This is a genomic window from Acidovorax sp. GW821-FHT11A03 (assembly GCF_058809075.1).
On record NZ_JBXASG010000008.1, the window covers coordinates 51,752 to 77,294 of the forward strand.

Annotated in this window: 24 protein-coding genes; 6 read left to right on the forward strand and 18 right to left on the reverse strand. The window is 67.7% G+C overall.

Annotation, left to right across the window (positions count from 1 at the left end; genetic code table 11):
• Nucleotides 1–2 precede the first annotated feature (2 nt).
• On the forward strand, nucleotides 3–1,181 hold the full coding sequence (locus tag AC1RVY_RS19955; protein WP_218296771.1) for an Acg family FMN-binding oxidoreductase: 1,179 nt from the start codon (nucleotides 3–5) through the stop codon (nucleotides 1,179–1,181).
• 120 nt (nucleotides 1,182–1,301) lie between these two features.
• Here the strand turns inward: AC1RVY_RS19955 and AC1RVY_RS19960 are convergent, their stop codons facing one another.
• The 5 genes from AC1RVY_RS19960 to AC1RVY_RS19980 all read right to left on the reverse strand — a co-directional run bounded on the left by AC1RVY_RS19960 (nucleotide 1,302) and on the right by AC1RVY_RS19980 (nucleotide 4,757).
• Nucleotides 1,302–1,655 carry a hypothetical protein gene (locus AC1RVY_RS19960; RefSeq protein ID WP_218296772.1) on the reverse strand — a complete coding sequence of 118 codons (354 nt, stop codon included), beginning with the start codon at nucleotides 1,653–1,655 and terminating at the stop codon, nucleotides 1,302–1,304.
• A 95-nt stretch (nucleotides 1,656–1,750) separates the two neighbouring features.
• Nucleotides 1,751–2,302, reverse strand: coding sequence for an RNA polymerase sigma factor (locus AC1RVY_RS19965; protein ID WP_492807872.1), 552 nt, complete (start codon nucleotides 2,300–2,302; stop codon nucleotides 1,751–1,753).
• A 135-nt stretch (nucleotides 2,303–2,437) separates the two neighbouring features.
• Entirely contained in the window at nucleotides 2,438–2,641 is a 204-nt protein-coding gene (locus tag AC1RVY_RS19970) for a YgaP family membrane protein (RefSeq protein WP_218296774.1), read from the reverse strand.
• A gap of 126 nt (nucleotides 2,642–2,767) precedes the next feature.
• Nucleotides 2,768–3,751, reverse strand: coding sequence for a thiamine-phosphate kinase (thiL, locus tag AC1RVY_RS19975; RefSeq protein WP_218296775.1), 984 nt, complete (start codon nucleotides 3,749–3,751; stop codon nucleotides 2,768–2,770).
• A 109-nt stretch (nucleotides 3,752–3,860) separates the two neighbouring features.
• Nucleotides 3,861–4,757 (reverse strand): LysR family transcriptional regulator, encoded by an 897-nt coding sequence (locus tag AC1RVY_RS19980; protein ID WP_218296776.1) that lies wholly within the window; start codon nucleotides 4,755–4,757, stop codon nucleotides 3,861–3,863.
• 338 nt (nucleotides 4,758–5,095) lie between these two features.
• Here AC1RVY_RS19980 and AC1RVY_RS19985 point away from each other — a divergent pair, with 338 nt between their 5' ends.
• Complete coding sequence (locus AC1RVY_RS19985; protein WP_492245026.1) at nucleotides 5,096–5,497, forward strand: tautomerase family protein; 402 nt, start codon at nucleotides 5,096–5,098, stop codon at nucleotides 5,495–5,497.
• Nucleotides 5,498–5,515: 18 nt separating this feature from the next.
• Here the strand turns inward: AC1RVY_RS19985 and AC1RVY_RS19990 are convergent, their stop codons facing one another.
• The 4 genes from AC1RVY_RS19990 to apaG all read right to left on the reverse strand — a co-directional run bounded on the left by AC1RVY_RS19990 (nucleotide 5,516) and on the right by apaG (nucleotide 10,461).
• Entirely contained in the window at nucleotides 5,516–6,640 is a 1,125-nt protein-coding gene (locus tag AC1RVY_RS19990; RefSeq protein ID WP_218296778.1) for a YbdK family carboxylate-amine ligase, read from the reverse strand.
• Entirely contained in the window at nucleotides 6,637–7,893 is a 1,257-nt protein-coding gene (locus tag AC1RVY_RS19995) for a cation:proton antiporter (protein WP_218296779.1), read from the reverse strand. The genes AC1RVY_RS19990 and AC1RVY_RS19995 overlap by 4 nt, the downstream gene beginning before the upstream one ends.
• A gap of 166 nt (nucleotides 7,894–8,059) precedes the next feature.
• A complete protein-coding gene (locus AC1RVY_RS20000) occupies nucleotides 8,060–10,057 on the reverse strand; it encodes a site-specific recombinase (protein WP_492807875.1) in 1,998 nt (665 codons plus the stop codon).
• A complete protein-coding gene (gene apaG / locus AC1RVY_RS20005; protein ID WP_218296781.1) occupies nucleotides 10,054–10,461 on the reverse strand; it encodes a Co2+/Mg2+ efflux protein ApaG in 408 nt (135 codons plus the stop codon). The genes AC1RVY_RS20000 and apaG overlap by 4 nt, the downstream gene beginning before the upstream one ends.
• Before the next feature lie 147 nt (nucleotides 10,462–10,608).
• Between apaG and rpe the strand changes: the two genes are divergently transcribed.
• Nucleotides 10,609–11,289 (forward strand): ribulose-phosphate 3-epimerase, encoded by a 681-nt coding sequence (gene rpe / locus AC1RVY_RS20010; protein WP_218341214.1) that lies wholly within the window; start codon nucleotides 10,609–10,611, stop codon nucleotides 11,287–11,289.
• Between the two features lie 74 nt (nucleotides 11,290–11,363).
• Here rpe and AC1RVY_RS20015 read toward each other — a convergent pair whose 3' ends face one another.
• The 7 genes from AC1RVY_RS20015 to AC1RVY_RS20045 all read right to left on the reverse strand — a co-directional run bounded on the left by AC1RVY_RS20015 (nucleotide 11,364) and on the right by AC1RVY_RS20045 (nucleotide 18,174).
• Nucleotides 11,364–11,747 (reverse strand): hypothetical protein, encoded by a 384-nt coding sequence (locus AC1RVY_RS20015; RefSeq protein ID WP_218341215.1) that lies wholly within the window; start codon nucleotides 11,745–11,747, stop codon nucleotides 11,364–11,366.
• 261 nt (nucleotides 11,748–12,008) lie between these two features.
• Nucleotides 12,009–15,014: a pilus assembly protein gene (locus AC1RVY_RS20020; protein WP_492807877.1), complete on the reverse strand. Its 3,006-nt coding sequence runs from the start codon at nucleotides 15,012–15,014 to the stop codon at nucleotides 12,009–12,011.
• Between the two features lie 16 nt (nucleotides 15,015–15,030).
• Complete coding sequence (locus AC1RVY_RS20025) at nucleotides 15,031–15,609, reverse strand: pilus assembly PilX family protein (protein WP_218341217.1); 579 nt, start codon at nucleotides 15,607–15,609, stop codon at nucleotides 15,031–15,033.
• Entirely contained in the window at nucleotides 15,606–16,718 is a 1,113-nt protein-coding gene (locus tag AC1RVY_RS20030; protein ID WP_492807879.1) for a PilW family protein, read from the reverse strand. Before AC1RVY_RS20030 ends, AC1RVY_RS20025 begins: the two co-directional genes overlap by 4 nt.
• Before the next feature lie 7 nt (nucleotides 16,719–16,725).
• Entirely contained in the window at nucleotides 16,726–17,268 is a 543-nt protein-coding gene (pilV, locus tag AC1RVY_RS20035) for a type IV pilus modification protein PilV (protein ID WP_492808051.1), read from the reverse strand.
• Nucleotides 17,265–17,753, reverse strand: a complete 489-nt coding sequence (locus AC1RVY_RS20040) for a GspH/FimT family pseudopilin (RefSeq protein WP_218341220.1) — start codon at nucleotides 17,751–17,753, stop codon at nucleotides 17,265–17,267. The genes pilV and AC1RVY_RS20040 overlap by 4 nt, the downstream gene beginning before the upstream one ends.
• A gap of 13 nt (nucleotides 17,754–17,766) precedes the next feature.
• Complete coding sequence (locus tag AC1RVY_RS20045) at nucleotides 17,767–18,174, reverse strand: type IV pilin protein (protein WP_369643592.1); 408 nt, start codon at nucleotides 18,172–18,174, stop codon at nucleotides 17,767–17,769.
• Nucleotides 18,175–18,390: 216 nt separating this feature from the next.
• Between AC1RVY_RS20045 and AC1RVY_RS20050 the strand changes: the two genes are divergently transcribed.
• Nucleotides 18,391–19,263 carry a DUF6502 family protein gene (locus AC1RVY_RS20050; protein WP_492255431.1) on the forward strand — a complete coding sequence of 291 codons (873 nt, stop codon included), beginning with the start codon at nucleotides 18,391–18,393 and terminating at the stop codon, nucleotides 19,261–19,263.
• Between the two features lie 446 nt (nucleotides 19,264–19,709).
• On the forward strand, nucleotides 19,710–20,777 hold the full coding sequence (locus tag AC1RVY_RS20055) for a DUF5666 domain-containing protein (protein ID WP_492807881.1): 1,068 nt from the start codon (nucleotides 19,710–19,712) through the stop codon (nucleotides 20,775–20,777).
• 128 nt (nucleotides 20,778–20,905) lie between these two features.
• On the opposite strand, the gene AC1RVY_RS20060 is transcribed toward AC1RVY_RS20055, so the two are convergent.
• Together AC1RVY_RS20060 and AC1RVY_RS20065 are read right to left on the reverse strand one after the other, a co-directional pair.
• Complete coding sequence (locus tag AC1RVY_RS20060) at nucleotides 20,906–23,047, reverse strand: sensor histidine kinase (RefSeq protein ID WP_492807883.1); 2,142 nt, start codon at nucleotides 23,045–23,047, stop codon at nucleotides 20,906–20,908.
• Nucleotides 23,048–23,215: 168 nt separating this feature from the next.
• Nucleotides 23,216–23,917, reverse strand: coding sequence for a response regulator transcription factor (locus AC1RVY_RS20065; RefSeq protein ID WP_218296786.1), 702 nt, complete (start codon nucleotides 23,915–23,917; stop codon nucleotides 23,216–23,218).
• A 230-nt stretch (nucleotides 23,918–24,147) separates the two neighbouring features.
• Here AC1RVY_RS20065 and AC1RVY_RS20070 point away from each other — a divergent pair, with 230 nt between their 5' ends.
• Complete coding sequence (locus AC1RVY_RS20070; RefSeq protein ID WP_492807885.1) at nucleotides 24,148–25,500, forward strand: SPFH domain-containing protein; 1,353 nt, start codon at nucleotides 24,148–24,150, stop codon at nucleotides 25,498–25,500.
• Nucleotides 25,501–25,543: the final 43 nt, after the last annotated feature.

Below are 25,543 nucleotides of genomic sequence, written 5' to 3' on the forward strand. Positions count from 1 at the left end.
CCATGCATCGCCGCAACTTCATTCGATTGGCCGGTGGTGGCACCATCGCCGCCGCCACGGGCACGCTGGCCGCGTGTGGCGTGGCCGGCCCGCACTACCCCGCCGAGGCGGTCGAGGCCTGGCAGGGCCCCGTGGGCGAGACCGAGGTGCGCCGCCGCGCCGTGGCCTACGCCATCACCGCGCCGAACCCGCACAACCTGCAGCCCTGGGTGGTGGACCTGCGCGAGGACGGCGTGATTACCCTGCGCACCGACCGCGAGCGCGTGCTGCCGCACACCGACCCGCTGGGCCGACAGATCCTGATCGGCCACGGGGCGTTCCTGGAGCTGCTGGTGCTGGCATTGGCGCAGCAAGGCGCGGGCAGCGAGGTGCAGCTGTGGCCGCAGGGCCCGCTGCCCGAGGCGCTGACCGCCTGGGACGACCGGCCCGTGGCGCGTGTCACCCTCCAGCCCGCGGGCCAGCCCGATCCGCTGTTTGCGCAGGTGCTGCAGCGCCGCACGCCCAAGAGCGACTTCGACACGGCCCGCCCCGTGGCGCCCGAGGTGCTGGCCGCGCTGCTGGCCAGCCAGCGCCCCGGGGCGCCGCTGCAGGCCGGGGGAACGGTGGACGATGCCCGCCTGGGGCCGCTGCGCGCGCTGTGCTGGGAATCCGCACAGGTCGAGCTGCTCACCCCGCGCACGATGATGGAGAGCATCCACCTCACGCGCGTGGGCCCCTCCGAAATCCTGCGCCACCGCGACGGCATCTCCCTGAACTCGCCCTTCGTGCGGGCGGTGGCGGCGCTGGGCATGTTCGACCGCACGGCGCCGCCCGCCGAAGGCAGCGCGGCCTACAAGAGCGCGATGGGCCGCTTCGAAGGCCACAGCCGCACGGCCATGGGTTTTGTGTGGATCGCGGGCGGTAACACGCGCGCCGACCAGGTCCAGGCGGGCCGGGCCTACGCGCGCCTGCAGCTGCGGGCCACGGCGCTGGGCGTGGGCATGCACCCCATGAGCCAGGCGCTGCAGGAGTTCGCCGAGATGGCGCCGCACTACGAGCGCGTGCACCAGCTGGTGCTGGGGCGGCCCGCGCCGCGCAGCGCGGACGATGCCACGGTGCAGATGTTCTGCCGCATCGGCTACCCGCAGGGCGAGGTGCCCGCCACGCCGCGCCGGCCGCTGGCGCAGTTCGTGCGCGCCTGAGCGGGGCGGTCGCCGCGCAAGGAAGGCCTGTTTGCCGGCTGGCTGGTTGGCTGGAGGGCCGGGGCGGCTTCCCGTTCCCGCCGGGCGGCGGCGTCGAACCGGGGCTTCGCGCGCGGCGCGTCAAGCGGGAAAGGGCGGCCCGTGGGGCTGCAGGCACATGGGCGTTTCGTCGAAGGCCAGCCAGCCCAGCGTGTCGCACAGCGCCTGCACCCACGCGGTGTAGTCGGTGCGCAGCGAGCAATGCATGGCCAGCGGGCCTTCGGAGACGTTCTCGGGAAGGTGGAACTCCACCCCGTGGCCCAGCACCGTGGCATGGCCCCAGGTGGGCAGGGCCCATTCCAGCCCCGGCAGCACCTGGGCGAGCGATGCCTTGATGTGCTCGATGTCGCGCAGCACCAGCACGGTGTCGGGCGAGAGGTCCTCCGTGCGCAGCGGCAGCCGGGCGGGTTGAAAGAACAGGTAGGTGTAGGCCATGGGGCGTGATGTTGCACGCTGCGGGCCTGGCGTTGCAAAAGCCCGCAGGGCGCCGCGTGAACTATTGCGCAGCGCGGCCGCTTTGGCGCCTGGCCTCAAGGCCCCGGGGTGCCGGCGGGCGCGGAAAGGTACTCCCGCACCAGGGCCCGCGCGCGGTGCAGGCGGCTCTTGGCCGCTTCGCGCGTCACGCCCAGGCGCTGGGCCATCTCCTCGATGGTCAGCTCCTCGAAGTCGCGCAGGAGCAGCGCGTCGCGGTAGAGGGGGGGCAGCGAGTCGATGGCCAGGGCCAGGTCGTGGCGCAGTTCGTGGTCGGGCCGGTGCGACCATGCCAGCGTGTCCTCCACCTGCGCCAGGGGCTCGGCCTTGAGCCACGCGAGCATGGGCCGCATGCACAGCCGCTGCACGATGCGCACCACCCAGCCGCCAAACGCCGCCACCTCGCGCAGCGCGCCCACCCGGCGGTAGACGATGATGAGCGCCTCCTGCACCACGTCGTCGGTGGCCGTGGTGGCCGCGCAGTGGCGCAGCGCATAGCGGCGGATGTCGGGGCGGGTCAGGCGCAGCAGCTGCTCCATCGCCACGGCGTCGCCGCTGCGCGCTGCGGGCAGCAGCTGGGCGAGCGTGGGTAGTGGTTGGGCGGGGCTCATCTTCTCAGTTCTCCACGGTGCATTGCGCCACCCGCAGCCCATGAGACCGGCGCGCTGGCTGCGCCTTCCTGCCCGCGCGCAGCGTGAGAGCGGGGGGTGAAGGCGCGAAGCGACTCGAGGGAGGAATGTCTCATGTCATTCCACGGGCCTGCGGCCCACCATGGCGCAGGCGGGGCAGTAGCCCAACGCGCCGCTCAGGATGCTGCCGACGCCCGCGGCGGCCAGCGCCAGGCCCAAGGGGGATGCGGCCAGCCACCACAGCCCCGCAGCGATGAGGGCGACGCCCCCCACAACGCGCAGCAGGCTTTCGGGGCGGGTGATGTTCTTGCGGTACAGCATGGGAATTGGTTCCTTGGTCGGTTGAAGGAGGTGCCAGCACAGGGCGCCTCCCCCACCAAGAGCCGCTGGTTTCGCCAAAGGATTCATGGTCCGCGAAAAAAAGTGGCCGCCGGCCGCCGGGGCCAGTCACCGGAAATGGTCGAACGAGGCGTAGCGGTTGTCCATGGGCTGGCCCTGCGCGTCCAGCAGCTGCAGTCCGGGCTCGGCCCGCACGGTGCCGATGCGGGTGACGGGCGTGCCGCTGGCCTGCGACGCGGCGGCCACGGCGTCACGCCGTGCGGGCGGGGCGGTGAAGGCCAGCTCGTAGTCGTCGCCGCCTGCCAGCGTGCATTGGTGGATCAATTCCAAGCCAATTTGGCCGTTGGCGCTTGATGAGTAAGCGCTGTATGCTATCATTTTTGAAGTAGTGTGCGTGTCGATGCGGGCCCCGACGCCCGAGGCCTTGAGGATGTGCGACAGGTCGCCCAGCAGCCCGTCGCTCACATCCATGGCGCTGCTGGCCACCCCGCGCAGGGCCAGGCCCAGGGCCACGCGCGGGGTGGGGCGCTCCAGCCGCTGGCGCGCGCGGGCCAGCACGCCGGCGGGCAGGGGGGCGTGGCCCAGCAGGGCTTCCAGCGCCAGGCGGGCGTCGCCCAGCGTGCCGCTGACATAGATGTCGTCGCCGGCCCGTGCGCCGCTGCGCAGCAGGGCCTGGCCCGGGGGGACCTCGCCAAACACCGTGATGCAGATATTGAGCGGGCCCTGCGTGGTGTCGCCGCCCACCAGCGCACAGCCGTGGGCGTCGGCCAGCGCCAGCAGCCCGCGCGAGAAGCCCGCGAGCCAGGCCTCGTCCACCCGGGGCAACGACAGGGCGAGGGTGAACGCCAGCGGGCGCGCGCCACAGGCCGCCAGGTCCGACAGGTTCACGGCCAGCGCCTTGTGGCCCAGGGCCTCGGGGTCCACGTCCGCAAAGAAGTGGCGGCCCTCCACCAGCATGTCGCTGGAGATGGCCAGCTGCATGCCGGGCGCAGGCGCCAGCAGCGCGCAGTCGTCTCCCACGCCCAGGGCCACGGCGCCGCCGGGGCGCGCGGGGCGGGTGAAGTAGCGGGCGATCAGGTCGAACTCACCCATGGCAGGGCCTTGTGGTCATGGGGTGTGTGCGGTGTGGATGGTGGGCCGGGGAGGGCCAAGAATCAGAAAACATGTGCGGCAGCAAAAAAGAGCGTGGCATGGTGGTGCGCTAGCGCGGGTCAAACCACCGCGCCCAGTGGTCGATGCAGGCCTGGATCTTGGGCAGCCGGTGCCTGCGGGTGAGGGTGATGGCATGGATCGGGCTGGGCTGCAGGTCCACGCAGTCGGCGAGCACGGGCGCCAGCAGGCCCTGGCGCACGAGGGGCTCGGCCACCACCGTGGCCAGGCGCGCAATGCCCAGGCCCTGCAGCGCCATGCGCGCCGTGATGGCGGTGCTGCCCGAGCGCCAGTGGCCCTCGGCCACCAGCACGCGGGGTTCTCCATCGACGAGGAAGGGCCAATGGTTCAGGAAAGCCACCGCGCTGTTGGCGATGAGGCGGTGCGCGTGCAGGTCGTCGGGGTGTTCTGGCGCGCCATGGGCCTGCAGGTAGCCGGGCGTGGCGTACAGGGCGCGTGCCAAGGTGCCCAGCGGGCGCGCCACCACGGTGTCGGTCAGCGGGGGGCCGGTGCGGATGGCGATGTCGATGCCATCGCGCGCCATGTCGGCCATGCGGTCATCCACCAGCAGCTCCACGCGCAGTTGCGGGTGCTGCCGCTGCAGGCTGTCAAAGCTCGGAATCAACAGGTGCTCGGCCACGACCGAGCTGGACGCCACGCGCACCCAGCCACGGGGCTGGCCGCTCTGGTGGGCGAATTCGCCTTCCAGCTCGTCGAGCGTGCCCGTGATGCGGCGGCAGTAGTCCAGGAAGGTCAGTCCCTCGGGTGTGGGCGCGAGGCCATGCGTGGAGCGGTGCAGCAGCCGCGCGCCGCAGGCTTGCTCGATGCGCGACAGGGTGCGCGAGACCTGGCTCACCGGCGCGCCGCGCTCGCGCGCCACCGCCGAGAGCGAGCCCAGGTCGGCCACGCGTACGAACAGGTGCATGTCTTCAAAGCGGATCTCGCGCATGGGGCGATGGTAACGGCGGGGCCTTGCAATCCGCGCAAAACGGTCTTGCGCCGTGGGCCGTTTCCGCCGCGCCCGGGGCTGCCTACAGTGGCTTCAAGCCCTGCAAAACAGCCCTCGAAAGGAACCGCCATGCACCAGCCCATGCACCCCGCTGAGTACCAGAGGCTGCGCGATTGCGCCCGGCGCGACGCGCTGCGGCTGCGCCAGCAGGCCCTTCGTGACGCCCACGCCTGGCTGGCGCGCACTCTGGCGCGCGCGGGCCTTTGGGTTTTGCGCAGCGCCGGGCTGAACACGCCGTCCCCTGCTGCTCCCACCCCGCAAGAAAGGAAGACAACACCATGCCAACCCTCGTTCTGAAACTGGCCCCGCTGCAAAACCCCGAACGCTACCGGCAACTGGCCGGCGCGCTGACGGACCTCACGGTGGACCTGCTGGGCAAGCGCCGCGAGGTGACGGCGGTGGTCATCGACGACCTGCCCGCCGCGCGCTGGCACATCGGCGGTGCGCCGGCCGAACAGCCCACGGCGTTGCTGGAGATCAGCATCACGCAGGGCACGAACACGCAGGAAGAGAAGGCCGCCTTCATCCAGGCGGCGTTCGCGGAACTGCAGCGCCAGCTGGCCGGGGACGGCGTGCTGGCCCCCGCCAGCTACGTGGTGGTGCGGGAGCTGCCCGCCAGCGACTGGGGCCATGGCGGGCGCACGCAGCGCTCGCGCCAGCTGGCGGTGCTGCCGGCGTGACGGCGGGGCCGCGCAGGATCAGGCCGTGGCGCCGCGAAAGCGCTGCGCCGCCTGGCGGCTGACCTCGGCCAGCAGTTGCTCCTCGCGCTGGCGCTCGCGCAGCCAGCGCGCATCGTTCTGGCCCGCTTCGACCTCGGTGCGCAGCATGTGCATGGCGCTCGATGCGCCTTGCACGGCGGCGTGGCCGGCGATCTTGTCCATGGTCTTGAGGATGTGCTCGCGCAGCGGCATGTGGTCGCCCGTGGCCGGGTCCACGTACACCGCGTCCATGCCGAAGCGGCAGGCCTGGAAGCGGTTGTAGGTGTAGACCAGGTAGTCGTCCTCGGTGGGCATGAAGGGCTGCTCGGCCAGAAACCAGGCGCCCAGCGACTGCACGTAGCCCGCCAGCGCGGCGGCGCGCTCGATGGTGAGCGGGGTGTCGAACACGCGGATCTCGATGGTGCCGAACTCGGGCTTGGGGCGGATGTCCCAGTAGAAGTCCTTCATGCTCTTGACCACGCCGGTGCGCGTCATCTTGTCGAAGTAGGCGGTGAAGTCCTCCCACGTGAGCGCCAGCGGGGCGCGGCCCGAGAGCGGAAACGCGAACACCGAGTTCAGGCGCGCAGAGTCGAACGCCGTGTCCTGTCCCTGCACGTAGGGGCTCGATGCCGACAGCGCGATGAAGTGCGGGATGTAGCGCGACATGCGGTGCAACATGAGCAGCGCGGCGTTCGCGTCGGGGCAGCCGATGTGCACGTGCTGGCCGAAGATGGTGAACTGCTTGGACAGGTAGCCGTACAGCTCCGACAGCTCGCGAAAGCGCGGCTTGTCGTAGATGCGCCGCTCGTGCCATTGCTGGAATGGGTGCGTGCCGCCGCCCACCACGGCGATGTTGAGCTTGTCGGCGCTCTTGACCAGCGCGTCGCGGATGGGCGTGAGCTGGCCCAGCACCTCGCTGCTGGAATGGCAGATGCCCGTGGAGATCTCGATCATGCTGTTCGTCATCTCGGGCACCACGCTGCCGGGCAGCGGGGTTTTCTTCATGAGGCGCAGCATGTCCTCGGCATAGGGGGCCAGGTCGTAGTCGTTGGTGTTGACGAGCTGCAGCTCCAGCTCGACGCCCAGCGTCAGCGGTTCGGAATGGTTGAAGGCTTCAAGACTCACGATGGGGTGTCTCCGTTGTGGCCACGGGTCGTCAGTGGCGCCCAGGGTTTAGAGCTCTCGCCCGCGCGGTAGATGGCCACGGTGGCGATCACGGCGCCCAGCACTTCCATGAGCAGGATGGCGGGCAGCGCCACGCCGGCGATCACGTGGCCCGTGGAGGGCGAGGCGAGCACGAACTGCGAGGCAATCAGCAGCGCGATGGACGACATCGGCGTCATGGCGCAGCCCACCCACAGGGCCTGCTTCCAGCTGGCGCCGCTGCCCACGTTGCCCAGGGCGACACCCGTGGCCTTGGCCAGCAGGCGCACGGCGATCAGTGCCAGCACGACGCCCGCCACCGGCGCGCTCCAGTCCGCCTGGGCGGCCACGGTGGACACCAGCACGAACATCAGCATGGTCAGCAGCGAGGACGCATTGCCCAGCTGGCGCGGCCACGCCCAGGGGCGCGGGTTGAGCTGCTTGAGCAGCATGCCACCCAGCAGCGCCGCCAGCGGCGCCGAACCGCCCATGTGCGCCGCCACGGCGGTGCCCGCCGCCACCAGCGCGAGGAACAGCATCGAGGTGTTCTCGCTCGTGGGGCTCATGAAGCGCAGCGCCATGCGCAAGACCAGCGCCAGCACGGCCGCCACCACGATGGAAACGCCCAGCACCACGATCACCGGGTACACGGTCTCCACCACGGTGAGGCTCTGGCGGTTGATCAGCTCGGCCTTCGCGCTGCCCAGCGTCAGCGCATACAGGGTGGACAGGGTGGTGAGCACGATGGCGCGCTCCGTCACCGGGCCGGCCGCGCGGGTGTCCGCCACCACGCGCGTGAGCACGGCGGGCGATGCCGCCAGGGCCACCAGCGCCAGCGGGCCGGCCACCTGCGGGGGCAGGTTCAGCCACACCAGCACCCAGTACACGGCAAAGTAGGTCAGCACGGATTCGGCAATGCTCTGCACCAGCACCATGGGGTTGTGGCGGAACCAGCGCAGCGGGATGCGGCCACCGCATTCAAAGAGCACCAGGGCGATCCCCAGCTCCAGCAGGAACAGGCCGATACCCTGCAGCGGCCACACGGCGCCGCTGAAGCCTGCGAGCCCGGCGGCGGTGCCCACCAGCGAGTAGCCCAGCACCTTGGGCAGGCCGGTGTGGCGCTGCGTGAGATAGCCCACCATGGCCGCCACCGCGAGCAGCAGCGACCATTGCACCGTGGGCAACCCGGCCGAGGGGCGCAGCCATTGCGCCCAGAAGCTCAGGATTTCATTCATGTTTCGGGACCTCTGCGTCAGACGGGCTGGCCCGTCGGTGTGAAGGAGCGGGCGCACACCGCCTCCGCGGGGGAAGGGGTGCGCCTGGCGTGGCCTGAATTTACAGGCGGAAACAAAACGTCTCTGTAGGACAGGGGCGGCGCTTGGTTCCACCCGCCGCTGCGCCTCAGGGCACGGTGCGGCGTTCGGGCATGAAAAAACTCAGGGGCGCCGAACGCATGCGCGCGCGGATCGCCGCGTAGATGCGCGACCGGTCCACGCCGCTCACGTTCTGCGCGCGCAGCGCGAGGCTGAAGGCCAGGTAGAAACTGACGGTGACATTCAGCGCGCCCAGCAAGGGAAGCGACGCCACGGCCCACCAGAAGGCGGGCATGTGCAGCACTCCCAGGCCCAGCGCGGCGCTGGCCGCGCCCACCTGGCCTGTGGACAGTGTGACATGGCGCACATCCAGGGCCAGTCCGAAAAACCCTGCAAAGGCCGGGACGAGCCCCAGCATGAAGCCCAGCGAGATGTTGGCCGCGAAGCCCGAGAGGTTCTCGCGCAGGAAACGCGCCCAGCGGGCGGCCCGCTCCGTGCCCAGCATGCGGGTGATGCGCGGGTTGTAGTGCATGGCCGAGTCCAGGCGGTTGAGCACGAACCAGTTCTCGGTCCAGCCCGCGATGATGCTGGAGGCGAACAGCAGCACCCCGGTGAATGCCGCGAAGAGCAGCGACGGGCCCAGCAGGTGCAGGGACTCGAACACGTGCGCTGCCTCGCGCTCGCTGATGGCCGGGCTGCCGGTGGCCAGCGCGATCAGCATGGCCAGCCCGAGCACCGCCGGGAACACCACGAACACATTGCCCAGCACGGCGGCCACCTGGGAGCGCACCAGGTGCGTGATCTCGTCCACGAACGACTCGATGGCGTCGCTGGCGCCCAGCTCCTTGAGCTTTGCGGCCATGGCGGGCGCCGTCATCGCGGGCTGCTTGGTCGCCACGGTCAGGTGCAGTAGCTGGATCAGCACGAACGTGACGGCGTAGTTCACGCCCGCCCAGAAGCCGCCCCAGAAGGCCGACAGCGCCAGCGCATAGAGGCCGAACTTGGCCAGCGTGGTGAAGGCCATGACCGCGCCGCCCCCTGCCGCCTTGCGGACCATGGCCCGGTACTCGGCCGCGGTGCGCGTGATGTAGTGTTCGCCGGTTTCCGCGCTGCGCTCGACCACCTTGGCCGCCAGCAGCGAGGAGTTGGACGCCAGCAGGGCGCGCAGGCTGCGCCGTTCCTGGCCCACCATCACCAGGCGTGCCATGAGCCGGGCGGCGGTGACGGACGGCTTGGGCGACAGCAGGCAGTCCAGCAGCTCGCGCACGCGCAGGATGCGCTCGCGCAGTTGCCGCAGGCGGAAGACCAGGCCCACGGAGATGCCGTTGTCCTCGAAATGGGTGTAGACCGTGGCGGCCGCGGCGCGGCAGGCCTCCAGCCGCTCGCGCAGGCGCTGCGCGGCCTCGTTGAGCCTGTCTGGCGTGCGCAGCGCATGCAGCACCTCCACGCGCAGGCTTTCCACGTCGCGGATCAGGGCATGAAAGGGCTGGGCTTCGCGGGCGGATTCGCTCATGCGCAGGCGCAGCTCGGGTGCGAAGCCCGTGGAGAGAATCTGTCCGGCGCAGTAGGTGATGGCATCCAGCAGGGCCCGTTGCCAGCGCGAGGGGCCTGGGTTGCCTTCGGTGCTGGGGGGCGCCAGCAGCGCCACAAGGCGGGTGAGCTGGGCTTCTTCCAGGGCCGACAGCCACTGCGCGTCGAACTCCCCGGGCAGGGCCAGCATGAACAGCTCGGACGCGTCGATGGTTTCAGGGCTGCCCGGCAGCAGCTTGGTGCGCAGGCGTTCGGCCAGCTCGCTGACCAGCGCGGTGCGGGGCGCGAAGCCGAAATCCGCCAGCAGGGTGGTGATGTCCACCTGGTCGACCAGCGTGGCCCACCACGCCTGAAGCCGCAGCTGGATGTCGGGCCGTGCCTGCACCGCATCCAGGAAGAGCTGCACGCGGCCCACGGCGGAGGCCACGGAGTCGCGCTCGCCCCGCACCCAGTCCAGCAGGTGGATGAGCCACAGGTGGCGGTGCGCGAGGTCGGCTGCCGGATCCAGCGCCGACAGCAGGCTGGCCAGGTCCGGGGTGGTCTTGCCACGCTTCAATGCAGCACCCGACCGCTCAGCGGCTCACCCGACGGGCCGTGGTTGATCGCTTCCAGCACGAAGAGCGGCACGGGCGTGTTGAAAGGCTCCCCGTCCTCCGCCACGCAGTGGAACGTCCCGTGCATGGTGCCGCTGGCGGTGCGCAGCCGGCATCCGCTGGTGTACTGAAACGATTCACCGGGCTTGAGCAGCGGCTGGTGGCCCACCACGCCCAGGCCCTTGACCTCCTCGGTGTGGCCGCGGGAATCGCTGATGATCCAGTGGCGCGAAATCAGCTGTGCTGGCGCTTCCCCCGCATTGGTGATGGTGATCGTGTAGGCGAAGCTGAACACGCCGGTGTCCGGGGCGGACTGCTCGGGCAGGTATTCGGGGCGCACCTCCACGGCGAACTGGTACTTTGGCATGGGGCGAATGGTAAGCCAATGGTGCAGAAACCCCGCGTGCCCGGGGCCAGAGTGCGCGGCGGCGCCCGGGCGGGGGCACGTCGCGGGCACGCAGCGCAATAGGCGAGGCTTGCCCTGTGGAACCGCTGAACTGCGACAATTGCCCCCATGAGCCGTTCTTTCCGCATCGCCCCCTCCATCCTCTCCGCCGACTTCGCCCGCCTGGGTGAAGAGGTGCGCAATGTCATCGCCGCTGGCGCGGACTGGATCCACTTCGACGTGATGGACAACCATTACGTACCCAACCTGACCTTCGGCCCCATGGTCTGCCAGGCACTCAAGCCGCATGCCCGGACCGCCGCCGGCGTGCCCGTTCCGGTGGACGTGCACCTGATGATCGAGCCCGTGGATGCGTTGGCCGCCGCGTTCGCCGACGCCGGGGCCGACTACATCAGCTTCCATCCGGACGCTTCGGCCCATGTGCACCGCAGCATCCAGGCCATCCGCGCCAAGGGCGTGAAGCCCGGGCTGGTGTTCAACCCGGCCGCGCCGCTGGATGTGCTCGACTGGGTGATCGACGACATCGATCTGATCCTCATCATGAGCGTGAACCCAGGGTTTGGTGGCCAGAGCTTCATCGACTCGGCGCTGCGCAAGATCGAGGAGGTGCGCCGCCGCATCGATGCCACGGGCAAGGACATCCGCCTCGAGGTGGACGGCGGCATCAAGACGGACAACATCCGCCGTGTGGCGGATGCGGGCGCCGATACGTTCGTGGCGGGCAGCGCCATCTTCGGCAAGCCAGACTACCAGGGCGTGATCGACGCCATGCGCGTGCAGCTGGCCTGACGTCCACGGCGGCTGGCCAGGCCGCGCCGCTGCGGCCTGCCGCGGCACGATTACCAATACGGGGCTGCCACTGCCTATTGCGGCACGACGGTGGTCGTGGTGGATTCACGCAGCACCCCGCCACCGGGCACCGAGCCGCTGGCCGGGCTGTTCTGGATGCGGCGCACGCATTCCGTCTGCTCCGCCGCCGTCGGGAACGCCGCGCAGCGCTGCGTGGCGTTGTCCGTGGCGGCGGCGCCCGGGTTGCTCAGCTGCCCCTTGCGGGACGCGTCCAGCGCGTTGTTCGCCTCGCGCAGGCAGGTCGCGAGGCTGTCCTGGGTGTTGTTGGTCATGCACTTCTCGCGCTCCTGCTCGTAGCGCGCACGGGCATCCGGGGGCGGCGTCTGGGCGAGGGCGCCTGCGCAGGCTGCGAACAGGGTCGCCGTGAGGACGGGGGCAAAAAAAGCGGTGCGGGTCATGTAAGGGCTCCTGGCAATCTCGGTAATCACAAACGGGCTGGCTTCAGCGTAGCCCCGGGCGCCTTGCGACCCTGTCAGACACCGCCTCCCGCCTCCGTGCGCCCTCGCGCCTTCCTTCTTTCATGGAGCATGCTGCCGCTTCGTTCGTGCGGAGCGTTCACGTGTCCGCGCGAATGCCTTGGCGCGCCCGGCGGATGGGCACGGCGCCAAACAAAAAAAGGCCGACTTCATGTCAGCCTTTTTGGCCTGGGACACCGTGGCTCAACGTGCGTTCTCTTGGTACCAGAAGCGGCGCTTGCGAGGAATGCCCAAGGTGGCCGTGGATTTCCCTGCTTCAATCCCTGATTCCTTGGGGTTCGGTGCCCCGATCACGAATTCCTTCTGCTTGGTCACTTCCGACGTTGTGCCATCTGCGTTGGTCTGGGTGTAGGTGATGGTCACGAATCCCGCCACGGGGCTGGGGGGCAGGCCGCCGCCATTGAGCTTCTGGCTTGCCGGAGCTCGGCAAAAGAGCGGCGCAGCGTAGGTGCGTGCCTCTCCCAGGTTGGCTGAGCATGTATTGCCCGGCGGTGTCGGCTTGTTGGTGCCGAAGTAAGTCTGGCCACGGAAGGTCGTCGCCGCATTCACCACCTTTTCGCCCGCCGTCATGGGAAAGTAGCAGCCATTGGTCATGTTGTCGGTGGTGCTGCCGGACAAACCGAGAGAGCCCGGCAAGATCGGGGTGAAGGATGTCGCCGTACCCTTGGCGGTCCGGTCATCAAACACGGTGAAAAAGCGGTCGGTGCCGGCTGTTGTGCCCTTCAAGGGCTTTTCCCGGTCGCCAGATCCCACTTGCACAGCGGTAAATGTTTTTGTCGGTACCACGTCAGGCGCGTAGAAGAACTTTCGGGTGTCCGTTCCTGCCAGCGCCGCCAGCTTGTAGATGCCCCAATCCGAGACGGCCGAGGAGGAGGGGGTCTCCAGATCGATGCGGTAGATGTTGCCACCGGTGTCCACCGCGTAGGCGCGGTCGGTGTAGCCGTCATAGTCTGAGTCGACAAGGGTGACGTCCGCGGGGACGCTGCGCGCGGTGTCAAACCTCTTGAGAACCGATCCCGTGAATGCGTCGAGCACGTAGACCGCATTGCCCATCGTGGTGCTACCGGGTGTGGCCGCGTCTTCCGCAGCGGCATCGTAGCCCCCGCCCATCACCAGCACGGGGTCGGCATGCCCCTTGATCTTTGCCACTCTGGGTTCGGACCACGTCTGCCCCAGCACGCTCAAGCGAGAGTCCGTGTCGGTATTGGATTTTCTCCAGAGGAACTTCGGTTGTGTTGGGTCCGTGACGTCCAGCGCATAGATGAAGCGTCCGCCACGACGCATGCCCACATACAGGTACACCTTGGCATTGGAGCCGTCCGCGTTCACTTTTTGATAGACGCTGATCGGCCCATCAACGAAGTAGTCGCGGGGCTGGGGCTTGCTGGCGGAGGTCTCGTCAATCACGAGCGTCGTGGACAAGCGGATATCCGGCGTGTTGTCGTGCAGCCGTTGGAGCTTGCCGAAATGCTCTTGCGGGATGAATCCCCAGAGTTCCGCGCCTGCATCATTGCCGCTCTGGTTGCCGTTGATGGCTCGCAGCATGCCGTCGTTCGAGCCATAGAACACCACGACACCCGTATTCCCTCCATAGTTCACAACGGCTGGACGTGAATGCAGGATATCGCCGTGCACGCTCGGTCGGATCGTCGTTGCCGGCGTGGTGGTGGGGCCCGCTTCCGCCGCGTTGTTGGTGCCACGCACCCAGTTGATGGTGCTGGTGTCCAGTGTGGAAGTGAGTGACGAGTTGGAAGTGCTGAACCGGGCGGAAGTGCTGGTTGCAAGGTTGGTTCCTGTGGCACATCCGATACAGGTATACAGGTTCCGTGTAGCCTGGTTGGTGGCATAGGCGCTCCGGATCAGTTGTGCGACGCCGCCTTTTTCGACAACCTCTCCATCCGGTGAGTCCGATGCGCTGGGAGGCGTGCCCATGGGATCCTTGGCCCAGAAAGTGCTGGGTGATGTCCAGAAGGAAATCGCTGTGGGCGAGATGAAGCCGGACGCACCGCTGACCGCCGCCTTTCCATCCGCCCCCGCCAGGAAGAGGGTGTCCGTGGGCACGTCGTATCCGAACTGGTACTGCTTGAGGTTGCCGCGCCAGCGGGGACGAGAGTCAGGGTCAGGTCGGAACATGCCCATGAACACCTGGTTCTGGTAGGTGCCTCGGGCATTCACGCTGACGGGCAGGCTGGCGGACGAAAACACGCTGTCACTCGCCTGGAGCTGGTTGAATATGGATACCAGCTTCTCAGCGATATCAGTACCCGCGGAGCTGACGGCGAAGTATTCCCCACCGCTGTTGACCGCCATGCTTCCAAGCAAGGCGCTCCATCCCGGGCCCTGGCCGGTCGTGACACGGTCCACATCCATGGTGTAGGTTGTGATGTTGCTGGGCGACTTCTTCATGAAGCGCGCCCACTCATCGGCAAAATTGCTTTGTGAACCGTTCGGCGACAGGTCCGTGATATCGGCTGGACGGGCAAGGCCGGCTGCTGCGTAGGCTGCAGACAGGCGGGTGGATGCATCGGTGTTGTCGCTGTTGTTGTCTTGCGCTGCGCCGTTGCTGATGTAGATGATGTAGTTGCGCGCGCAGGCGTCAACGAGCGGGCTGCGATAGGGGGATCCCGCGAAAGACGGCAGGGCATTGTTGGGCTGTGCGTAGATGGCATTGGAAAATGCCGTGCCTGAAGCATTGCCTGCGTAGTCCGCCTTGACCTTGTTGTTCCCAGAGTTGGGCGCAGCACCCGTGAAGTAGTAGTAGGCCTCGGCCATCGTCTTGCCGGCCTTCCCGCCATTGGATTTGTCCCCCAGCTTGTCCAGGCTGCCGAGCATGTTGGTGAACGTGGTCTTGTAGGCAGCGTCCAATGGCCTGATGGCCGCGCGCAGATAGCCGCCATCGACGTTGTTGTTGGGGTTGCCGGTTTCCGTGAACAGCATCAGGCCTACGCGAAACTTGCCAGCCGGCAAGGCATTGATGGTGCTCACCATGGCGGCAATTTCGTTGGTAAACGCATTGTTCCAGTTGGCCGTGTTGTCCAGCAGGATGAGTACGTTGGGGGGATCCGAGGTGGATGTGCCGCTGTAGATATCGATGTCGCTGGTGTACTGAGCGAGGCAGGGCAGGGTGGCTGCCAGCCCCATCGCCAGGACGGTCCACCGGCGCAGTTGACGGGTTGTGAAGCCTTGCATGGTGAAACTCCTGTGGCTACTTGCAGAAACTGGATACTTCGTTGCCGAAGACCACGACGGCGACGCCCTGGTTGACGGCGACCTTGGTTTGAGTCTGTGGATCGCTGACTTGCGCCCTGACATTCCACTCGCTGTTGGCGCAGCTTTCAGGGTCTGCGCCGGCGATCGGTGTTTCCAGGTCCACGAACGTTCCCCCCTGCTTGGGAGCGGCACGGCAGGGCGCGTAGACATCGATGGTGGTTGGCGTCTTCGGCGCCGGGGGAAGGTCGCCGGCAAGGATGGGTTTGGCGCGCGTGCACTGGGGTCTTGGCGAAAGCACCGCGGAGTAGTCCGTTGTCCCGTTGCCATCCATGTCGACCAGAACCGGCGAGGCAGCCACCCCGTCGGGGTTGGTATGGAAGGTGGACGCGCTGATGGTTTTCTCCACCGCCAGCTGTGCCGCGGAAAGCCCTTCCTGGCGCGCCTGCGTATTGCCGATGATGCGCAAATTTCCGGACGAACTGTTGAACGCGCTGATGGCAAACAGGCTCATCAGCACCAGGAAGATCAGGGCGACCACCAAGGTGGCGCCACGCTGGGTGGTATGGGTGTTCATGGTGATGACGCTGGCGTGGCGGGGGGAGAAACCTCGCGCAGACCTGCCACGTTGGTGAGGCGCACCGTGGTGGTGTACACGCGGCGCTTGAAGCCGCTGCCGTCTCCGGAGATGCTGGAGGGGCCCATGACATAGGTCTTGCCGCTGTCGCTGTAGCCCGGAGACTTTTCCGTGGTCCTGGAGAGCAGATGAAGACGCACGGCAACGACGTTCGCCCAGTCGTTGTCGCGGGCGCTCACGACCCCGCTCAGCCCGGGGCGAAACACATCAGGGCCACCTTTGCTGGCATCGGTTGCGGGGTCCGCATCGGCGGGATCGGTGGTGTCGAAACCATACTCGAGGACGAGATTCTCGATCCCCTCGGCCAGCGGCACGGTCACCATCTGGGTCCCACGCAGCTCCGCCATCTTGAGTGTGGGCGTCGTGTCGCTACCGCACTCGTTGCAGTCGGCGATGTAGTAGATGCGGGAAACGTATTGCCGGACCGGGTTGATGCCATTGCACTGCAAGTTCCTGAGGGTGAAATCCCCCGAGGTTGCGGACACGAGGAAGGGGTCGGCCACAGGATCGGTGACACATCGGGATGTCTGCACGTAGGGCGCATTGGCAACCTTGGCTGCGGGCGCCACGAGATCGGCCCCCAGCCGATGGATTGCAAACGCGATGGTTCCAGCCTTGTGGTTTGTGATGCATGTCGCCGGCAAGGCTTGAGCCTGTGCCGCTGTCAGGCCCATGAGGGGCAGCGGTACCTTGGGGTCTGATGGAACGGTTTTGTCCCAGCCCAGGTCGGGCAGCGCAGTCGCGCAGACGTCGGGGGTGGTATAGCCCAGGAAGTCCGCCGGCACCTCGCCGTAGAAGCCCGCAAGGGCGAGATCGTCGTGCAGCAGCTCCTCCGCATAGCGGCCGTTTTCAATCTGCCGGATGCTTTTTTCGAGTTCGTTCCCCGACTGGCTGCTGTTGGCGAACAGCAGAGCCAGCCCCGCGACCAGCACCAGGCCGATGGCAAGGCCCACCATCAGCTCCACGAGCGAAAATCCGCGCTGGCGCTGGCGCTGGCGCAGGCGCAGGCGTGCAGACGGCGTGTGCGAGGCTGCGAATGTAGGTTTCATGGGCGGTTCAGGGTGCGGGATCCGTGAGCTGGGCCACCTGCATCACGACGGAAACGACGCGGCGGGTGTCCTCGCTGCTGTACGCGTTCTGGCCACAGGCGTTTGCGGGAGACCCGCTGGGCTGCAGGCCTTGCCATGCCACGGAGATCAAGTACTGGTTGGTTGCCGGATTGGTGATGCAGCCGCGTGCGTTCAGCATGGCGCCCACCTTGGTGCCGCCCTGCACCTCCCCTGCCCCTTGGATGGTCGTGGCCCATTCACACATATCCCGCTGCGCGGTCGTGAGGGCCGCATTGGTGCAATCGCCTGGCGCCGCCGTGCCGATGCTGCTGGCTACATAGGCCACCGCATCACCACGGTTCAATTTCATGCGCTCAGCCATGTCATTGACCAGGATGAGTGCCTGTGATCGCTGATATCCCTCGAGATTGGCCACGGTGGTGCGGGCCTGCAGGCCAACAAAACCCAGTACGCCAAATGCAACGATCAGCATGGCAATCAGCGCCTCGATCAACGCGACACCTTGCTGGGGAGAGGAAGAGGACTTCATGGCGGGCAAGCGGTGGTGGCGCTCTTGGGGCGACCCGAGGGATCGAGTGAAATGCAGCGGCTGCGATTGGCATCGCTGTTCATCAGGGCGAAACGGGCCACGGTGGTGGAACTGGAGACGCGACCGTTGCGATCGAATGTGACAAGCGCTGGTCCGGTGAAAGTCACGCCGTTGCCGACGGGGTTTTTGCGGCTCACGACCTCTGTGCCCACCATCACGCTCCAGCCGGACTCCCAGTGGGAGGCATCGCCTGAAGTGGGGCGAAGCGTGACCGGGGTGGCAAGCTGGCCGCGCTTGAGGGCTTCGTTGCGGGCCAGTGTCAGGTCCGCCATGAGGTCGAAGGCCGCGGCACGCATGCGCTGCATTTCCAGCAAGTTGCGAAAGGACGGGGCCGCCAAGGACACCACCACCGCCAGCAGGGCTACGGTGACCATCAGCTCAATGAGCGTGAACCCGGCGGCCGGGCGGTGTCTGAGGGTATGCATGGCGCGTCTTCCCCTACCAGCAGCCCGTCTGGGCGTTTCCGTTTTTCACGGCGGTCTTTGCTCCCGTGTGGTCCACGCCCAGGGTGCCGCACTTGTCGTTCAATTGGCTGCCCTGGGGTGTCGCTGTGGCGGTGAAGGAAGGAGGGGTGCTGGCCGGTGCACTGACAGTGATGGTGTAGTTGGCGGTGACCTGAGGAGGAACCGCGACATTCAGGGCGGCCGCCGTCGCCGCGTAACTGCGCGTGTCCAGGAGCATTTGTTGCTGCCGGGTGCCGATGTTCATGAGTACCGATTGCGCTTCTGCACGGCGTGATTTGCGCACGTGCTCCTGGTAAGAGGGATAGGCGACGGCAGCCAGGATGCTGATCACAGCCACTGTGATCATCAGCTCTATCAGGGTAAACCCCTTGTTCCGATCCATGTCGGTTCTCCTCTGCCAAGCTGCGGTGTTGCGATGAAATGTGAAATTATCACATTCATTCTATTGCAAAATGTTGCACGGAGGTGGGCTGGAGGCGGTGTCGTGGTCGATGGAGCGACAGCAGACAACCGCGTTGGAAGGTGAGTCCGTGGCGCCTTGGGCAGCATGGCAAATGCCGCGAAATTCGCGGAAAATCGCGGGTTATTCCGAACATTCATGCAAGATCGAATTTCCTGGACCCAAGCCGCCCTGGCACGCATCCTGCGGCCAGCGGTGCGTCTGGCCCTGGCGATGGGTCTGAAGCATCCGCAGCTCGAAGAGGTGCTGCGCGACCTCTTGGTCGACGAGGCCAGGACTCTATGGCTCGCGAAGGATGGGGCGAAACCCAATCTCAGCCAGTTGGCCACCACGACCGGGCTCAATCGCAAGGACGTGACAGCCCGGGTGCGCGACACGCGCTCCGTGTTGCCTGCCACCGAGGGTTCTGCGGCGGCGAAGGCCTACACGGCCTGGCTCCAGGTGGTCTCGGAAGATGAATCGCAGCGCACATTGCCCTTGGCGGATTCTGGGAAGGGCCATTCCTTCGAACTGCTGTCCCGGTTCGCGACCCGTGGCAATGTCCACCACCGCACCGTGCTGGAAGAGTTGCTGAGGCTGAACCTGGTCGCTCTGTCGGACGGTGAGGTCCACTTGCTGGGGGACAGCTTTTTGCCCACCGCCAGCGTGCGCGACATGCTCGCCTTCCTGGGAGACAACGTGCGAGACCATCTGCAGGCCGCGGTATCCAACACGCTGGGCCAGCAGCCCCGCATGCTGGAGCGCGCGGTCTATGCCTCCGGCTTGACACTGGAGGACTGCGAGCGCATACATCAGGTCGCACGCCAGCACTGGGAGGCGACCCACCATCTGCTCGTGCGGGAGATGACAGACGCCGTGGAACAGAGCGACGGGCAGGGGGCGGGGCGCATGCGTGTCGGGATCTACGCCTACTACGAGGACGAACGGGATCGGCCCCACGGCATCGAGGCGCCCGTGGTGCCTCTCCAAGGGGCCGGCCAGCCGAGAGCATCTGATCCGTTGAAAGAATAACAGTGAGATATCCCATGAATGTGTTGATTCGGTCAGTCTTGCTGACTCTGTGGCTCGCCTTGGCAGCTTGTGGCGGTGGGTCGCAGGAGGGCACTGCGCCCGCAGGAGTGGGAGGCGGTGGAGTCTCGGGCCCAGGCACTGATGCCGGCACAGGTTCGGGTTCGGGCACTGATGCCGGCACAGGCACAGGCACAGGCACAGGTTCGGGTTCGGGCACTGATGCCGGCACGGGCACAGGCACGGGCACAGGCACAGGCACAGGCACAGGCACAGGCACAGGCACAGGCACAGGCACAGGCACAGGCACAGGCACAGGCACGGGCACGGGCACGGGCACGGGCACAGGCACAGGCACAGGCACGGGCACGGGCACAGGCGATGGGGTGGGAGATGGTGTTGCTGCCGCCCCAGGGGACGCGGGCGGCGTGGGCTCCGGAGGCACGGGGGTGACGGCTTCCGCCGTGGGCATCGGCGTTGCGGACGGTTTTGGCAGCGTGATTGTCAATGGCGTGCGATTTGCCACCGACACTGCGCAGATCACGACAGAGGATTCGGACGCGTTGCGCCTGGGGATGACCGCGTTGATCAGCGGCTCCATCCGGCCAGACCTGGCCACGGGGGTCGCGACCAGCGTGCTTTCGGTCCCCGAGTTCCGGGGGCCGGTCACGGCACTGAAAGTGGCCGCAGGCGAATTCGAAATCTGGGGGAACCGGATTGCGGTGGATGCGACCACGGTGTACGACGGCCTGGCGGGGCTGTCCTCGATGGCTGTGGGCACCACCTTGCAGATCTATGCGCTGCCGGTGGGGGATGGCCGGTGGCGTGCGAGCCGGGTCGAACGCAAGGACCCGGGCATGCCGTTGATCATGGCGGGTGCCATTGAACAGCTTGATGGTGCTTCCAGGACCTTCCGGCTGGGCGGCCATCTGGTGAGCTACGCGGCCGCGTCTTTCAAGGGCACGTTGCTCGGCACTTCATTGGCCAATGGCATGGTGGTGTACGTGCGGGCCATGGCGCCGCCCGTTGATGGCGTGCTGAACGCTCAACAGATCCGGCGAGGCCACACCTTGCCCACGGCGGGGAGCTTCGCGGCCAACCTGCTGGGCATCGTGTCGAACTTCAGTCATCTGAATGCCGAGTTCTCGCTGTACGGAACGCGGGTGAATGCCGCGTCCGCGCTCATCACGGGCGGGCCCGCCACGGCCATTGGAAATGGCGTCAAGCTCGAAGTCGCCGGAACGATGTCCGGCGGTGTGCTGGTGGCCCAGCGGGCGCGCATTCGCCATGTGCCGGGGACGGGCGGGCCTGCCACCTTTGAGCTGATCGGTGCCATTGGGCAGTATCGGTCCATCCATGACTTCCGTGTGAACGGACAGCCCGTGAATGCCTCCGGTGAGGGCGTGGTGTTCGCCAACGGGACGGCGAAGGGTTTGCGCAATGGCGTTCGCGTGACGGTGCGAGGCCGCCAGGTGGTTTCCGGGGTACTTCAGGCCACCGAAGTTCAATTCGAGTGATGCCCTGGGAGCACCCGGACCGGGTGCTGCGCAGGCATCTCGCAACGCGCTGTGGCGCAGCCGCGGGAACCTGATGCGCGGTGGCCGGTGCAACCCCGCTGCCCCCCGTTGCGCGTGGGGCGAAGGCGTCAGCCCAGGCGCTGAAAGGTCAGGACGAAGGCCACGCCATCGGTCGTATTGCGCGCGTTGACGGTGCCGCCCATCTTGGCCATGTAGGTCTTGGCCACGAACAGGCCCTGGCCCCGGTGCCCGGTCTCGCCCTCGGGCATGGGCAGGCTGGGGTCGGAGACGCCCAGCTCGAAAATGCGCCCCAGCAGATCCTCGTCGATGGTGGCGCCCTGGTTGTGCAGCGTGGCGCTGGCGGTGGATTCGGAGGCCACCAGCGTCAGCGTGATCGCCGTGCCCGCCGGGCGGTAGCGGTCGGCGTTGCGCAGGATGTGGGTCACCACGTCCTCCAGCGCAAACTCGTCCGCACGCACGATGACAGGCCCCGCGCCGCCTTCATAGACCACCTGGTCGATGCCGGCAAAGTGCGCGTTGCCGGCCACATGGCGCAGGAAGGCGTCCAGGTCCAGCCGCCCCTGCGGCACGTCCGCCGCCTGCAAGGCCTCCGCCGGGGATGCAGTGCCATAGAGCACGTGCACCGCCTGCTGCATGCGCTGGATGTAGCGGTGGCCCGGGTCGCTTGCGCCGCCGTGCAGCACCATGAGCGATTGCAAGGGGGACATGATCTCGTGCCCCACGGCATGCCACATGTCGCGCTCCTGCTGGGCGCGCAACTGTTCGCGCTGGATGTCGTCCTTCACGCGCTGCAGAAGGTCGGCCAGGCCTCCGGCCAGAATGCCCAGTTCGTCCGACCCACGCAGGTCCGATACGTCGAGGTCGCCCAGGCGCGGGCCGATGTGCCCCTCCTGCACGTTGTACGAAACCGCTGCCGCGCGGCGGGTGAGGGCGGTCACGCGGCGGATGAGGCCCACTTCCACCACCAGCCAGGCCAGCGCGATGGCCGCGAGCATCGCGCCCAGGTACCACGACACCCGGGTGGCCACGGCCGCAAGCCCCTGCTCCACGCCGCGCAGGTTGCCGGTGAAGGTCACGGCATAGTTGCCCGCCGGAGTGTCCAGAATGTCGAGGCCCGCCGGTACGGGCTGCGTCCTGTTGTCGCCAGCGGCCTGCCACTCCAGCGGCAGCCAGCTGATGAGGCGCAGCAGCCAGGGCGCCGACGGATCTGCCTGCACCTCGGAGCCCTTGAGCGTGATCGCTTCGCTGTCGCTCGTGCCCAGCTTGCGGATCTGTACCTGTTCGCCAGGCAGCAGGGTGCGCGCCACGTCCGCCAGCGATGCGGCGGCCTGGGCTCCGGGGGCGTTGCTGTCGAACAGGGGCGCAGCCGCACCGGGCGCCAGCATTTCCACGCGCACGCGCATGCTGCCCAGATCCTGTGGCGGCCAGACCAGGCGCTGCTTGTCAAACAGCGCTTCGCGGAACAGCTCCACGGGAAGGCGGATGGAGTAGAAGGTGCGGCGCAGGCAATCGGGCGCGGCGCCCGCGAGGTCCCGGCACTGGCCGTTCTGCCAGAGCCAGCCGCGAAAATCCCGCACCGGCCGGGCGCGGGCGTCCAGGGATTCCTCGCCACCGTCCACGAAACCCGTCAGGCGGCCCCGGGTGCTGATCGTGCCCTGGGGGGGCAGTGCTTCAAAGGGCGCGACCCAGCGGGATGTGGCGCCGCGCATGTCCAGCGTGACGCGGGCGCGGTGCACCGCCTGCAGGTCCAGGGCACCACGTTCGCGCGGCACCAGCGCGCCCGCGTAGAAGCTGCCCACCAGATAGATGAAGCCCCCGGCATACGGGTTGTTGCCGATGGCCGCGCAGACCGACGCGCCGTCGGGGTACTGCACCGCGCAGCCTGCCATCTCCACCGCCTGCTGGGCCTTGTTCTGGTCGTCGAAGTCCAGCGCCGCATAGGGCAGCAGCAAGGGTGCGAGCGGTGCCGGGGCCGAACCCCGGCTGCCCGCGTTGAGCAGGGCCAGCTGCCCCGAGGGGTGGCGCAGGCGGGCCATGACCTCGGACTGGCTGCGCGCGAAGCCGTGCCGGTAGCTTTGCCAGCCACGCTCCTTTTCTTCCTTGAGCAGCACCACGCTCAGCGCGACGGTGGCCAGCACCAGCAGCACAAACACACCGCGCACCAGAATCCGCAGCCGGAAGGCGGGCAGGCCCAGGCGGGGCATTTCCAGCTTGGGGATGTCGAGCGTGGGGCGCAGCAGGCGTTTCATTTCAGGTCCCCCTGCGTGAAAGCACTGCACACGGCGCCTGAACCCGGCGCGGCCCAGGCCAGGGCCGCCGTGCAAGGGCCGCCCCGCCGCACTGGCGGCGTCCCCCTTCCCGAATGGCGCAGCCGTTCGAGAGAAGGGGGAAGCGGCGAAGCCGCTCAGGGGGATGCCTCACTTGCCTACCCAGCGAAAGCCCCGCATGGGCACGTTTTCAATGCCTTCGAAGGCGGGGTCCACCTCGCGCAGGGCTTCGCGGATGGTGCTCACATGCTTGCGCACGTTGTCCCGGTTGCGCCCGCTCTTGACCACCTCGAACAGCTCGTCGTACGACACGACCTCGCCGCTGCGCTGGTGCAGCGTGGCCAGGATGCGCTGGGCCGTCAGCGGCAGGTTGATGCGCTCGCCGCGCCAGGTGGGGGTGCGCTGCCACAGCGGGTCCAGTACCAGCGCATCCGGCGCCGGCGCGGACAAGGACGTGGCGGCGTTCGCCGGGGCCTGCGTGGTGCGCAGGATGTCGAGGAAGGTCTCGATGAAGTCGGCCTCCTCGAACGTGGTCTTCTGCAGGTAGTCCCACGCGTCCAGCGCCTTCATGATGCTGCGGTAGATGGCGGCGGGCATGGCCGACACCACCAGTACCGGCGTGCCCTGGCGGCGCTTGTTGATGGCGTTGATGAGCGCCACGCCCGCATGGCGCTCGCGGCCCAGTTCGATGTCGAGCACCACGGCGTCGTAGTGCTCGCGCGCCAGGGCGGCTTCGGCGTCGTCGCGCGTGAACCACTGGTCGATCACGATGCCGTTTTTCGCGCTCGCAATCCAGCCCGCCAGCTGGTTGCTGGTGGGCAGGTCGTCTTCGATCACGGCGATGCGGGTCATGGTGGGGCGCGGAGTGGGTGGGTGTGCGTGGATTATCCGGGGCGCCTGGCTTGCCCGGTGTGAAGGTTTCTTCCGGGCCCGGAGGGTTTGCGCGGCGGGCGTGAGGGCTTTGGGGGCTGCGCTGCATTGTTGCTTCCGGGGTGAATCCGAAGAATCAGTCCCCAATGAGCAGCCCGCTTGGGCCACTCAGAGGCAGACAACAAATTCACCACCCAAGAGAGAGAAACACCATGAGAACCGCCTGGAACCGCATCGTGCAAGCCCTGCGTGGCCGCAACGCCGCCGCCCACCCGCTGGACGCCCGTGCCGAAGGGCCGCAAGCTGCGGCACCTGTGGAAGCCGACGCCCCCACGCCAGCATCCGCGGCCGAAGGGCGCATCCACTGGGCCTACCTGCTGCCCACGGCCAGCACGGCGCGCTGGATGGCGGCCGCAGCCGTGATGGTGGCCGCCGGTGCCCTGGTGGTGCGCCACCCACCGGTGCAGCAACTGGGCCAGGGCGAGCTGGCGGTCCGCATGAACCAGTTCACCGGTTCGGTGAGTCAGTGGCGCGATGGCAGCATGTGGGTGGTGCCGGGCCTGCACAGTGTGCGCATCTTCTCCTTGCGGGACCAGAGCTATCGCCCTGAAGCGATGCGCCAGGCCAACGGCAGCGCACCCCTGCAATCGGTGGAAGGCCTGTCGTTCGGGCTCGACCTGAGCGTGCGCTACGCGCTCGATCCGGCCTCCGACGCCGTCCGGGCCGGCCGCCTGCCCGATGACGTGGACGCCGACATCGTGGCGCCTGCCGTGCAGGGCTTGGTCTACAGGGTGTTTGCCCGCTACACGGTGCGCGAGATTTTCTCGTCCAAGCGCACCGAAATCGCGCAGACCATTGAAGCCGAACTGCGCACCCGCCTGGCCGCCGAAGGCGTGCTGCTGCGCCATGTGCAGATCGGCAAGGTGGACCTGCCCGCCGAATACCGCCGTGGCATGGACAGCCTGCTGGCCGAGGAGCTGGCGTCCGAGAAGATGCGCTACACGCTGGAGCTCAAGGACAAGCGCGTGAAGGAGACCGAGCTCGACGCCAGCGCCGACAAGGTGCGCCGCGAGGTGGCTGCCGAAGCCGCCGCCCGCGAGCAGGTGATCGCCGCCCGCGCCCAGGAAGAGGCCATGAAGCACGTGCTGCCCTTCAAGCAGCGCCAGATCGAGCAGCGCCAGCTGGAGGCCGAGGCCGAGAAGGTCTCGCGCATCAAGGCCGCGGAGGGCAGCGCCCAGGCGCGCCGCATCGAAGCCAACGGCGAGGCCGATGCGCGCCAGAAGCTGGCCGAGGCCGAGGCCTATCGCATGGACCGCATCGGCAAGGTCAACGCCGAGCAGATGGCGCGCGAAGGCGCCCTGGTCACGCGCCACCCGTTGCTGATCCAGAAGACGCTGGCCGACAAGCTGTCGGACAAGATCCAGGTCATCATCGCGCCCCCGCCGACCAATGGCGATTTCATCGGTGCGGCGCTGCTGGGCGGCAACCGCAATGCCCAGGCCGTGGCCGCGCAGGCTGCCGCCGGTGCCGACGACACCGCCACGACCCCCGCCACGGAGCAATGAACATGGACCGCACCACCCTCACGCTCGTCGCAGCCATCGCCTC

Coding starts and splice junctions, on each gene's coding strand:
- AC1RVY_RS19955 (WP_218296771.1), top strand. CDS start 3: ATGCATCGCCGCAACTTCATTCGATTGGCCGGTGGTGGCACCATCGCC.
- AC1RVY_RS19960 (WP_218296772.1), bottom strand. CDS start 1,655: ATGGCCTACACCTACCTGTTCTTTCAACCCGCCCGGCTGCCGCTGCGC.
- AC1RVY_RS19965 (WP_492807872.1), bottom strand. CDS start 2,302: ATGAGCCCCGCCCAACCACTACCCACGCTCGCCCAGCTGCTGCCCGCA.
- AC1RVY_RS19970 (WP_218296774.1), bottom strand. CDS start 2,641: ATGCTGTACCGCAAGAACATCACCCGCCCCGAAAGCCTGCTGCGCGTT.
- thiL (WP_218296775.1), bottom strand. CDS start 3,751: ATGGGTGAGTTCGACCTGATCGCCCGCTACTTCACCCGCCCCGCGCGC.
- AC1RVY_RS19980 (WP_218296776.1), bottom strand. CDS start 4,757: ATGCGCGAGATCCGCTTTGAAGACATGCACCTGTTCGTACGCGTGGCC.
- AC1RVY_RS19985 (WP_492245026.1), top strand. CDS start 5,096: ATGCCAACCCTCGTTCTGAAACTGGCCCCGCTGCAAAACCCCGAACGC.
- AC1RVY_RS19995 (WP_218296779.1), bottom strand. CDS start 7,893: ATGAATGAAATCCTGAGCTTCTGGGCGCAATGGCTGCGCCCCTCGGCC.
- apaG (WP_218296781.1), bottom strand. CDS start 10,461: ATGCCAAAGTACCAGTTCGCCGTGGAGGTGCGCCCCGAATACCTGCCC.
- rpe (WP_218341214.1), top strand. CDS start 10,609: ATGAGCCGTTCTTTCCGCATCGCCCCCTCCATCCTCTCCGCCGACTTC.
- AC1RVY_RS20015 (WP_218341215.1), bottom strand. CDS start 11,747: ATGACCCGCACCGCTTTTTTTGCCCCCGTCCTCACGGCGACCCTGTTC.
- AC1RVY_RS20020 (WP_492807877.1), bottom strand. CDS start 15,014: ATGCAAGGCTTCACAACCCGTCAACTGCGCCGGTGGACCGTCCTGGCG.
- AC1RVY_RS20025 (WP_218341217.1), bottom strand. CDS start 15,609: ATGAACACCCATACCACCCAGCGTGGCGCCACCTTGGTGGTCGCCCTG.
- AC1RVY_RS20030 (WP_492807879.1), bottom strand. CDS start 16,718: ATGAAACCTACATTCGCAGCCTCGCACACGCCGTCTGCACGCCTGCGC.
- pilV (WP_492808051.1), bottom strand. CDS start 17,268: ATGAAGTCCTCTTCCTCTCCCCAGCAAGGTGTCGCGTTGATCGAGGCG.
- AC1RVY_RS20040 (WP_218341220.1), bottom strand. CDS start 17,753: ATGCATACCCTCAGACACCGCCCGGCCGCCGGGTTCACGCTCATTGAG.
- AC1RVY_RS20045 (WP_369643592.1), bottom strand. CDS start 18,174: ATGGATCGGAACAAGGGGTTTACCCTGATAGAGCTGATGATCACAGTG.
- AC1RVY_RS20050 (WP_492255431.1), top strand. CDS start 18,391: ATGCAAGATCGAATTTCCTGGACCCAAGCCGCCCTGGCACGCATCCTG.
- AC1RVY_RS20060 (WP_492807883.1), bottom strand. CDS start 23,047: ATGAAACGCCTGCTGCGCCCCACGCTCGACATCCCCAAGCTGGAAATG.
- AC1RVY_RS20065 (WP_218296786.1), bottom strand. CDS start 23,917: ATGACCCGCATCGCCGTGATCGAAGACGACCTGCCCACCAGCAACCAG.
- AC1RVY_RS20070 (WP_492807885.1), top strand. CDS start 24,148: ATGAGAACCGCCTGGAACCGCATCGTGCAAGCCCTGCGTGGCCGCAAC.